The 9617-nt window shown below is 64.1% G+C and carries 8 protein-coding genes; 4 read left to right on the top strand and 4 right to left on the bottom strand.

Going from position 1 to position 9617, the window contains the following annotated elements; all coding sequences use genetic code 11:
- The first annotated feature begins 340 nt into the window (after positions 1-340).
- From LSF15_RS11160 to LSF15_RS11145, 4 genes are all read left to right on the top strand, one after another.
- Complete coding sequence (locus LSF15_RS11160; protein WP_308188462.1) at positions 341-586, top strand: helix-turn-helix domain-containing protein; 246 nt, start codon at positions 341-343, stop codon at positions 584-586.
- A gap of 27 nt (positions 587-613) precedes the next feature.
- A complete protein-coding gene (locus tag LSF15_RS11155) occupies positions 614-1267 on the top strand; it encodes a hypothetical protein (protein ID WP_232498606.1) in 654 nt (217 codons plus the stop codon).
- A gap of 218 nt (positions 1268-1485) precedes the next feature.
- The gene (locus LSF15_RS11150; RefSeq protein WP_232498605.1) at positions 1486-1851 is read left to right on the top strand and encodes a hypothetical protein; all 366 of its coding nucleotides are present in this window, start codon (positions 1486-1488) and stop codon (positions 1849-1851) included.
- Positions 1842-2465 carry a hypothetical protein gene (locus tag LSF15_RS11145; RefSeq protein WP_232498604.1) on the top strand — a complete coding sequence of 208 codons (624 nt, stop codon included), beginning with the start codon at positions 1842-1844 and terminating at the stop codon, positions 2463-2465. The genes LSF15_RS11150 and LSF15_RS11145 overlap by 10 nt, the downstream gene beginning before the upstream one ends.
- A gap of 552 nt (positions 2466-3017) precedes the next feature.
- Here the strand turns inward: LSF15_RS11145 and mobF are convergent.
- From mobF to LSF15_RS11125, 4 genes are all read right to left on the bottom strand, one after another.
- The gene (mobF, locus tag LSF15_RS11140; protein WP_232498603.1) at positions 3018-5717 is read right to left on the bottom strand and encodes a MobF family relaxase; all 2700 of its coding nucleotides are present in this window, start codon (positions 5715-5717) and stop codon (positions 3018-3020) included.
- Positions 5718-6063: 346 nt separating this feature from the next.
- Positions 6064-7941, bottom strand: coding sequence for an ATP-binding protein (locus tag LSF15_RS11135; protein WP_232498602.1), 1878 nt, complete (start codon positions 7939-7941; stop codon positions 6064-6066).
- Positions 7931-8395: an ABC-three component system middle component 2 gene (locus tag LSF15_RS11130; RefSeq protein WP_308188460.1), complete on the bottom strand. Its 465-nt coding sequence runs from the start codon at positions 8393-8395 to the stop codon at positions 7931-7933. The genes LSF15_RS11135 and LSF15_RS11130 overlap by 11 nt, the downstream gene beginning before the upstream one ends.
- The gene (locus LSF15_RS11125; protein ID WP_232498600.1) at positions 8392-9450 is read right to left on the bottom strand and encodes an ABC-three component system protein; all 1059 of its coding nucleotides are present in this window, start codon (positions 9448-9450) and stop codon (positions 8392-8394) included. Before LSF15_RS11125 ends, LSF15_RS11130 begins: the two co-directional genes overlap by 4 nt.
- Positions 9451-9617: the final 167 nt, after the last annotated feature.

The following is a 9617-nucleotide window of genomic DNA, read 5'->3' as shown; positions in this document are numbered from 1 at the left end:
ATTCCTAGACAGTTCTCACTGACCATCGCACGATGGCTCACCAACGTCTACGACGAAGGCGACCCTGCCGGAAACCCCACCACCCCAGGGGACGTCACCTTCACGACTGATCTCGTTCGAGGAGTACAGGGTTCATGCCGACATCTCAGAGCGGACGCTACGCCGGTGGTTGGCACGCGATGAGCTGCCTGGCGCAGTCAAGTTCGACGGTCTCTGGTTGATTCCCAGCCGGGCTGTCCGGACGCCGAGGGTCACCACCTCAGATCTGGAGAACAACCCAAAGCGGGTCGCACCTCGTGCCGCTCAGCGCGTCGGCGCGACCGCTGAACGTCCGCGCGCGGTGCAGGTCGCCAGCCGAGTGCCACGCCAACTAGATATTCCTCAGTGGACGATAGCGGACAGGTTGAGGAAGGCCAGGGAGTCCGCCGGACTCGAGCAGACGGAACTTGCGGCCGCAGCGGGAATCTCACGCGCGACTATCAGCACTGCCGAATGCGGCCGCAGCGTCCCGCATCGATCGACGGTTAGAGCATGGGCTCAGGTCTGCGGAGTGAGCAGGGAATGGGTCGAGTCCGGCCGAGCGTGAGTGGCCGCGGGGCGATACCATGCGAACATGCTCCGCACGGTCGTGCTCGTCGTCCTGTTCGCTGCACTCGCTGCCGGTGCCCTGGTCAGCATGCTGTCGCTCCCTGGCTTCGCGTGGGCGCAAGTGTCTCCCTCGCCTGGTGGCGCGGGGCTGACGCTCTTGGTGGCTTCACTCGCTGGTCTCGCCGCGCTGGCGGCTGAGCAGGCTTGGAGCCGGCAACGGAAAGCCGAGCGCGAGACCGACCTCCGTCGGAAGCGTTCCGATCAGTACATCGATGTGATCGCTGGAGTGATTTCTGTCTTCCGTGACGATTCTGCTGCTTCTACCTCTTCGGAGATTGCGCGGACGCGTGAAGAACGCCAGGCAAAATTGATCACAGAGCGGGCGACAATCGCGCTCTGGGGATCCTCTGCTTTCATAGGAAAGTACGGCGAGTGGGTTCGCTTCGTTTCATCGGTCTCTGGCAGCACCGGCACTGCGATTCTCGACGATTCGCAGAAGCGGAACGTGCAACGACTGATAGGCGAACTCGTGGTGGCCGCTCGCGACGACCTCGACATGCTGGATGCGGTCGAGCAGCAGTCCATAAGCGCGATGGTGTTCAATGACTACCACGAGAATGGATCGAGCCCGCAGGACGCTGGGCGCCGGGCAGGCGTCGCTGGCCCGCACGCCCGCTGAAGCGCCCCCCTCCCTTTCCGATCGAACCTCATGATCGTGGCTACTTGCGCAAACAGGCCGTCATGCCGATCTCGGATGCGGTGCAGGGTTCGACGGGTTTGGTGTCCTCGAGTTCATGGCAGGCGACCCGCACTCCGCTGGCGGATCCGCTCGCGGACGTCCGCTGTCTGTTGCGAATCTTGGGACGCCGACGGCAGCAACATCACATACTGATACCGATGACCACGGAAGCCCTTGATGCCCAGCTAGTCGCAGTTTGGCGAGATGCGCCGTTCCCGCCTGGGAGCAACAACGATCAACTCGACGAGCTCCATGCTGACCTCGCACTTATTGACACATGGGTCGCGGAGTCGCTTCTGCCTTACCTGCACTCCCGGACCTGGGAGCCAGCCGTACCCGACGTCTTCGGCGCGCTCGACCAACTCGAGAGATCGTTGGGTCAATTGGAGCTCGGGCCCGAGGATCGGCAACAATCGGGCCGCTATCTCGAGTACGCGCTCTTGCTGCGAGGCGCCTACGACGCCTTCCTCCGGATGGGAGACCGGGATGAGCGTCACCCGGATACGCTCAGCGGGTGCCAATGAAAGTCGAGATCCGCGGTGATCGTTCGCTCGATTTCCCAGCACTCGACCACTCAGACGAGATCACGCACGCCCGCATCGTCGGTTGCCGATTCGCGCGCTGGGATGCAATCAGCCAGCTGGAGCACCTCACCTCCCTCGAGGTATACGACTGGCTGGCCTCCTCGTTCGATGCTCTTCGCCCACTTGGGGAGCTTGAACAGCTTCGCATTCATCACATGCCGCACGTGACGAGCCTCAACGCATTGACCAGCTTGCGGTCGCTGCGGCGGCTGATCCTTGAAACTCTCCCGGGCTGGGATGGCAGCAAGGTCACCCAGGTCGATTCCCTCGAGCCACTGCGCACCCTTGCGCTTGAGGAGATCAACATGTTCGGTGTCCGACCCGCATCCAACGACGTCGATGACCTCCTGGCGATCCCGACGCTCAAGAGGGCACGCCTGTCGAAGTTCGCGGCTCGGGAGATCAAGAGGATCAATGCGGTGATCCCGAACGAGTGGGTTGTCTGGCAGGAGCCATCCTGGGTGATCGTCGAGGAGGTGGCCACAAGCACGGGGTCACGCTCTCAGCGCGTCGTTGTTTGGTCGCGACCGGCGGAAGCAAACGAAATACCCTGAGGGAGCGCCTACCCGCTCGGGGATCCGCGAGCGGACGGCCGCCGCCGCCGCTCACGGACCGGCTATCGGGGCGGCCGCAGCATGTTAGGGGAAGGCGAGATTCGCCCGCCTCGGCGTGCAGCGACGGTAACCATGGCACGCCGGCCCCGGGCTAACTAGGCTCTTCGGCAGCGGCACTCAACGGAACGATCTGTATGAACCTCGGCATGAAGCTCGCCAAGCGAGCAATCAGTCAGCTTCTAACCGAGCTGACCACACCCGCTGCAACCGTCGAAAGCGCAACCGTGCAGCTTCCAGAGGGTCCAGTTCAGGCGTGCCGAGTGCGATGCGTCATTCTCGTTCTGGGACTACTCGCGAAGCGCGCCACCGCCATCCGTTGAGGGATCCGCTTCCCGGGCACGGCCGCGTATATGCCGCGCGCGAGCGACAATGAGCGTCAAGTGTCAAGCCGCGTAGGAATATGCCATCTACCGCGGAATCCGACGCTCTGAGTCGATGACACTTTCCGTGGATTCGCCGCCGCAGGTGCCACGTCAGCACGGAACCTTCACCTCATCGGCTCAGGCCGACTTCCGGCGCGCTCCGCGTTGTGGCGACCTGACTGAAGCTGGCCCCGTCCGGCAGACGAGCTTCGCGCCGCCGCTTGTCCCCGCCGATCGCGAGTCCGCGAACGGACTCCCGCGCTGCGGCCGTCGCCCGGTCGAGCCCGCGATCGGCGCGGTCGCGTTCCGTCGCGAGTACGAACTGCTCCCGCGCGTCAACCAGGTCAGCTGCGACGAGGTGCAGCCGGTTGGAGTTTCGTCCGCGGGTCATGCCCACATAGAAGCCCGCGGCATCCATAGCGTCGCCGAGGATCGTGTGGGACTCGCGCACGGTGGCGCCCTGCATCCCGTAGGCGGTCGACGCGTACGCCAGATGGGTGTGCTCGGCGACGTACTCCGCCGGCAGTCGCACAGTGCGTTGCCTCCGACTCGCGGTGTGTTCCCTCGCCCACACCGCGCTATCGTCGCCCACGCTCTGGACGATCCAGGTCTGCCGGTTCGCCACGTGCACCGCCGAGTCGTTCTGCCGGGTCTGGATCACGTCGCCGCGTCCGATGCTCAGGCCGTCGCTGCCGGTCGCGGTGTGGTGGTCGTCGACGTGGCCGGCGCGCACCCGTTCGTCGCGGATGCGCGCGTTCAGTTCGCACGCGTTGTCGTTCGTCGCGACGGTGACCGCATCTCCGTCACGCCACTCACGTGCGAGCGCATCATGGAGGGCATCGGGGCTTTCGTGCATCACGACGAGGCCGAGCGCATGCAGGCGGTCGAACAGCGATTCCGGATGCTCCCCGCGTCGCATCTGCACGGTGAGTGCGGCATACGCGGGGTCGGTGAAACGGTGCACGGTCGTCATTGCGTGCACGCGGGGGAGCAGTTGCACGGCCATGTCGAGCACGCCGCCGCGGCCGATCGCGGCGAGTTGCGCGCGGTCGCCGACCAGGGCGAGGGTTGCGCCGTTCTCGTCGGCGACGGTCAGCAGCGCGAGCGCCGTCTCCTGGTCGAGCATGCCCGCTTCATCGACGACGATCCGCTCACCACGGGCAAGCCGAGCGGATGCCGCGGGGCCGGTGTGTGGGGCATCCGTTTGCGGATCGGTGTCGCCGACGGCGAGCCGGGTCCAGACGCCGTCGCGATTCCATCGCCAGCCGTGCTCGTGGACGAGCTTCGCGACGCTGTCGGTTGCAACCCCGAGTTCCTGATGCGCGACGTCGGCGGCCTTCTTGGTGGGCGTGACCACCCGGGTTGCGCGGCTGTGCGCGGCAGCGGCCTCGATTGCGGCGGCGAGCATCGTGGTCTTGCCTGCGCCGGCGGCGCCCTCGACGATGACGAGCGGATCGACGGATGCCACGGCCGCGGCCGCACGCGCCTGCGCCGGATCGAGCCGGTGCCTGCGAGCGAAGTGCGTCAGGACTGGTGCACGGTGCCGTGATTGCGCGGCGCGTGCGGTGAGCAGGTCGCGCAGGTGGGTCTCGGTGGCGATGACGTGCATGCTCGTGAGGTGCGCGACGTGCTCGGGATGCGGGCTGTCGGGCGGCAGGACCGATAGGCAATCCTCGGCGGCCAGGCGAGTCGCGAGCATGATCAGTTCGTGCAGCGGTGCGGGGTTGGAGCGCACGCCGACCTCCGTGATGATGCGCGTGACGTGCTCCTGGATGTCGTGCACCGTCCATGTCGACGCCGCGGCCCCGCAACGGTCGAGTGCACGCGATGCGACATCCTGCAGGCTTACGTCGTCCAGCGACACGGATGCGTGCGCCGGCGCGCGCTCGAGGTCGGGCCGGTAGCCGGCGTCCTCGAGTTCCGCTCGCCAGGCCGTCTCGTTGCCGAGCTGGGTCGGCTTCTTGTGGGGCCGCTCGTGGTCCCACGCCATCGCCGTCAGCCGCGACATTGCGGCCGGGCCGGGCTCCTGGTCGGGATGCGCGGTGCGCCACTGCTTCTCGAACTGCGCCAGGTTGCGCGCGACCTGATCGGCTCGCTTGCTCATTGCGGCGTTGAAGGGCTGCAACTCGGCGACTTCTCCGGTCACGGGGTCGAGGGTGAGGCCGTGGGCGTCGAGGACTGCGGCGAGTTGTGGGTGCGCGGTGATGACGGCGGTGCCCAGCGAACGGATCGCAGCCTGCTGCCGGAAGAGCGCCGCCGTGTCCAGCCCGCGCCAAGCATCGGCCGCCCACACGCGCGTTCCGATCTGGAAGTGGATGTGCCGGTGGGGGTCGCCGGCCCGCGAGGTCTTGTGCGAGACGGCGACCGTCTCCAATTGCTCGACGGGCACGACCCGCTGCTGTCCGCGCGGGCCGACGCGGGTGACGGTGTGCTGGCCGAGCCATGAGCGGATCTCGGCGACGGCGTCGCGTTGGGCGGCGTCGAGCGCATCGGATACCTCGGGGTGGAGCGCTGCGGCGATAGACAGGGACTTCGGGGCGTTCACGACCATCTCGGCGAACCGCGGCGACCCTTGCCGGCCGTCGCCGGGCTGGCGGGGCTTGCCCATCGATTCGCCTGTGAGCGGGTTGATCCAGTCGACCCACTGCGCGTACTCGTCCGGGGTTAGTGCGCCCGCGCCGATCACGTCGCCATTGCCATGGACGACGGAGAACTCGGCCAACGACGTCCCGCCCTCGAGGTAGTAGTCGTCGGCCCGCGACCGATCCGACTCCAGGTATCGGCGCGCGTCTGCTCCGGAACCACGGAACAGGATCACGCCGCCCTTCATCGCCGCCCTCCGAGCTAGCTCAGGTTCTTGCAACTACCTACGGTAGCATACGTGCATTCAGGACTTTCAGGTTCGGCCTTTCAGGTTCGGCCTTTCAGGATGCAGATTCGTGTGCGCCGACTCTGGGCAGGTCCGACGGGAGGGGTCGCTACGGGTCGCGTCAAGTGGTGGTCTTGCCCGGGTGTGATGAGGGATACGTCGACGAAGAAGGTCGGGCTTGAGTCAGCCTCGGTCTGCGACCGACCGATTCCCGAGAGCCCGGGGTTTCGGCTGCCTTGCCCGATTACAAGGACTGCCAGAGGTACTACAGGACGGGGACTCGGTCGCTCCGAGCGGTCCTCGCTACTCAGTCCGCCCTAGGCCGCTCGGGATAGAAGCCCTCTCGCCCTCCTGCCTGCCCCTTCCCGCGGAAGAAATACTCCACTGCGCCGGGCGGGAGGGGGGACACCGGTGACTTGTTCTCGAAGACGATGGCCTGCCCGGCGAAGTTCCCCTGCAGGTACGCGTAGAACGCATCAACAACGCTCAGGAGGACGGTCTCGTCCTCACCCGTAGGCGCAGCCTCCCCGGGATGACGGTATGACACGACGGGGGAGTCGAGGATCACAAATCCGGGGTGAGGCACGTTCCGTATCGCGCAGTACTCAGCCAGTGCGACATTGAACAGAGCATGGAGGATGGAGCGAACGCCCTTGCCCCGACCCGTGCGGGAACGGCGTCCGACCTCGATGTCGCGGTCTTCCGTGGAGTACCTGACCTCTACGTCGCTCTCAGAGAATCTCCAAGAGCGAAGGACATCGGCTGCCACAGAATCGAATTCGAGAAGGTCGCTTGCGCGGATAGGCACTTTCGAGTCTGTCTTGGGCCGTTCGATATTCGCGACCTGCTCGCGGAGCGCGAGAAGCTGCTCGAGCTGATCCATGAGGTCGAGCTTCTTGCGAACGTCCGACTGTACCCCTATCGCAGCATGAAGATCTTTCGCAGGTGCCGAGATCCGACGATCGAGCACCGCGATCGCTTCAGAAAGCCCATCGGCACGTCTGTCGAGATCGCTTGCAGCATCCGCGAGCACGCCGCGCTCCTCGATCATCTCGGAAAGAGCACCGAGCAAGTCCGCCCGCAAGATTTCGATCTTCGTCGCCTCTGCATCCGCCGCCGACTGCATGTTCCTGGTATCGCTATTCTCGCCGTGGTTCCAGCTTTGGTGGTGTGAGTCAGCCCCGCAGAACGGGCAACGCGACCCATCTCGCGGTTGAAAGACCCCACCCGCCTGACGGAGAAGATCTAGTCGGCTCAGATCGGATTCGTACTGTGCCAGCAGAAGGCTGAATCGCGCGTGAAGGGTCGATATCTCCCCGAGCCGGCCAGTCGCCTCATGTTCCCGCCGACGGATCGCGGATCGTTCAGCCACGACCTGATCCCTGCGCGCGGACACTTGCTCGAGAGACTGAGTTGCGCCGCTAATCGTCTCGTTCAGTCGAGCTTCTTGATCAAGCAGCTCCTCACGATTCGGCACACCCTCAAGCTGGACTTCGAGGCGCGAAATTAGTTGATCGAGTACCGCGACCTTGTTTTGTGCGGCCTCTTTGAGCGCCGCCACTTTCGGGATCTCGACGAGGCCCGAATCGTCTTCGGCCTGAATAAGCAGACGGAAGATCGCGGATTCAACTGGACGATCCTGGTGCTGACCAAACTCGATCGGAGAGCGCTTCGCTATGATCTTTTGCTCATCGACCGCAGCGAGCCGGAACACATCTCGGAACTCGAGCATGCGCAGCACGTTGTTCTGATTTCTTCGCACGTACTGCTCGTCGAGGCCGAGTTCGCTGAGTAAGAGTCGAGACACCGAGCGAGGATCATTCGACGTGTGGTTTGGCTTCAGGTACTCAGGAGCCGGTTCCGTGGGCAGTTGCCGCACATGGCCGGGAAAGAGCCCAATCTTTCCGCCGCTCAGATCGCGAACCAGTGTGATCTGACCCTCGACCGCCGTCTCTAGTCCGAGCAAGACGTACTGGTACCGATCACCCTCGGGCGGCACCTCAATTTTCTGCCGAAGGCCGAGCGCGTACTCCAAGAGCTCGAAGATGTGAGACTTCCCCGTGTCCGACGCTCCGTGAATCACGGTTAGCTTCGGCCCGAAGTCGATAGATGCCGCGGGAACTCCTTGCCCATCAACGACAATGAAGGACAGCCTTACGCGGCGATCGTTGCTCTCAAGCTTCATCCCCGAACTCCTCTCGCCACTGGCCCACGACCTCGAGCAGCACGCCCCTCAGTTGCTCCTCGGAAACGTCGCCGAAGACCCGAGCGACCCACTTGCACCGCTCCTGAAGGTCGTTGAGGTACTCCGAGTCAAAGGACTGGAGAAACGGATGAGCATCGTCGCCTGCTACATAGGAAATACCCGACGTTCCGACAACTTGTTCGACCAGTCCGCGTGCACCCGCGAGATACAAGCCATCCTGGATGAGGCCTCGCTTGAGGCCGATCTGACTCCCACGTCCTGGCACGGGCGGGTGAATACTCTCGGCGCCGCCGAAGTCTGAGGTGTGAAGAAGCACATGGTCCAGGAGGACGAGCGTCGAGATGTCGGCCGATCGTGGGTAGAGCGCAGCCAGCAGTGCCACTGATCGGATACCAACCTCTATGGGGGAATTCAGAAGCGAGCGAGCACTCATCTGACCCATTTCACTCGGCTTCCATTCGCCAATTGGTGACAAACGCCCTTCCGATCACCCGGCTCGAGCACAGTGATGAGAGCGTTCGAAGTGAGTTGCGCCTGGATCGCGGCGTCTAGGACGCTCCGCAGTCGACTTAGCCCGTCTGTGTGATCAGATTCGACCGTCTCGATGACCGCTTCAAAGATCTCTTCCTGTAGCCCCTCATATGTCCCAGCAGGAACAGAATCGCGAGCAAACTCACGCAAGGACTCCGCTCGGAAGAAGGCCTCCCTCTGCCGATTGAAATGAGGTCGGGATGCTTCGTGATCGGAGACGCTCGCAATGTCGGAGATTTCCTCCGGATACTTCTCGCGATAGGCCTCGAGCAGCGCCTCCACGTACACCGCTTCTCGTATCTGGACGATCGGCGGCACGTGCCAACCGCGACTCCTGTCGGGAAGAGGGCCGCCGAATCTCTCAGCAAAGGTCGGCGTGCCCCGCACATCATCAACCAATCTCGCCGCTTCGTAGGAGCTAAAGAGTGAGAAGTCGGTGTCAGCGGCGAGTTCTCGCACCGCTGCTCGCCTTTCGGCGTTGAGTTTGCGGAACGGCTCCGACGACGGTTCGTCCAGCTGCAGCAAGAAGCCCGCACGTAGTTCGGTCGGGGACTCTAGGAGGTGCGCCAACTTCGTCGTGACGCCCTTCGGCGCCAAGAAGTAGTACTTCCGCGGGAGCGTGTACGAAGGTGTGTCAATAGTTAGGAGTAGCACCTTGAGGATCTCTGGCCACGCCGAGGACGGCCCAAGGCTCGTCGCATAGTGCTTGGCCTGAAAGCCATCCCACTCGCCCTCGAAACCCCTGTCGCTGTTGAAGCCAGCGATGTCGACTCCACGGTCTCCGCTTCCACCGAATCGACGAACAGAGACGTAGTCCGAGTCGCGGGCCGCTGCCCACTCTTCGATGAATGTCTCCCATTCCTTGTCGTGATACGAAGCCAGAATGGCATTGGGCCGCATTCGCGGTCCGCGTTGTAAACGGTCGACCGTGAGCGGTACAGGCTGTTCTCCACTCATCCCGAGCTCCTTGGCTATGAGGCCATCGATTCCGCTACGACAGTGGCGTCCACACGCCAAAGGCCCGTCCAAGGATGAAACTATCAGCCTTGCCAGGCCACGCTCGCGCGGCCCGCGATGGCGTGGGGCTCAGGCATCGCGCGGCGCGCTGGCCTGCCCCGCATGCG

This window comes from Agromyces humatus, from assembly GCF_021228295.1.
Taxonomy (GTDB): Bacteria; Actinomycetota; Actinomycetes; order Actinomycetales; family Microbacteriaceae; genus Agromyces; species Agromyces humatus.
The sequence above is the reverse complement of the archived record's forward strand: the minus strand, read 5'-3'. Positions and strand labels throughout refer to the sequence as shown.

Bases quoted from the DNA above. Each gene is read 5' to 3' on its own strand.
- LSF15_RS11155 (WP_232498606.1), top strand. From the start codon at position 614: ATGCTCCGCACGGTCGTGCTCGTCGTCCTGTTCGCTGCACTCGCTGCC.
- LSF15_RS11150 (WP_232498605.1), top strand. From the start codon at position 1,486: ATGACCACGGAAGCCCTTGATGCCCAGCTAGTCGCAGTTTGGCGAGAT.
- mobF (WP_232498603.1), bottom strand. From the start codon at position 5,717: ATGAAGGGCGGCGTGATCCTGTTCCGTGGTTCCGGAGCAGACGCGCGC.
- LSF15_RS11135 (WP_232498602.1), bottom strand. From the start codon at position 7,941: ATGAAGCTTGAGAGCAACGATCGCCGCGTAAGGCTGTCCTTCATTGTC.
- LSF15_RS11130 (WP_308188460.1), bottom strand. From the start codon at position 8,395: ATGAGTGCTCGCTCGCTTCTGAATTCCCCCATAGAGGTTGGTATCCGA.
- LSF15_RS11125 (WP_232498600.1), bottom strand. From the start codon at position 9,450: ATGAGTGGAGAACAGCCTGTACCGCTCACGGTCGACCGTTTACAACGC.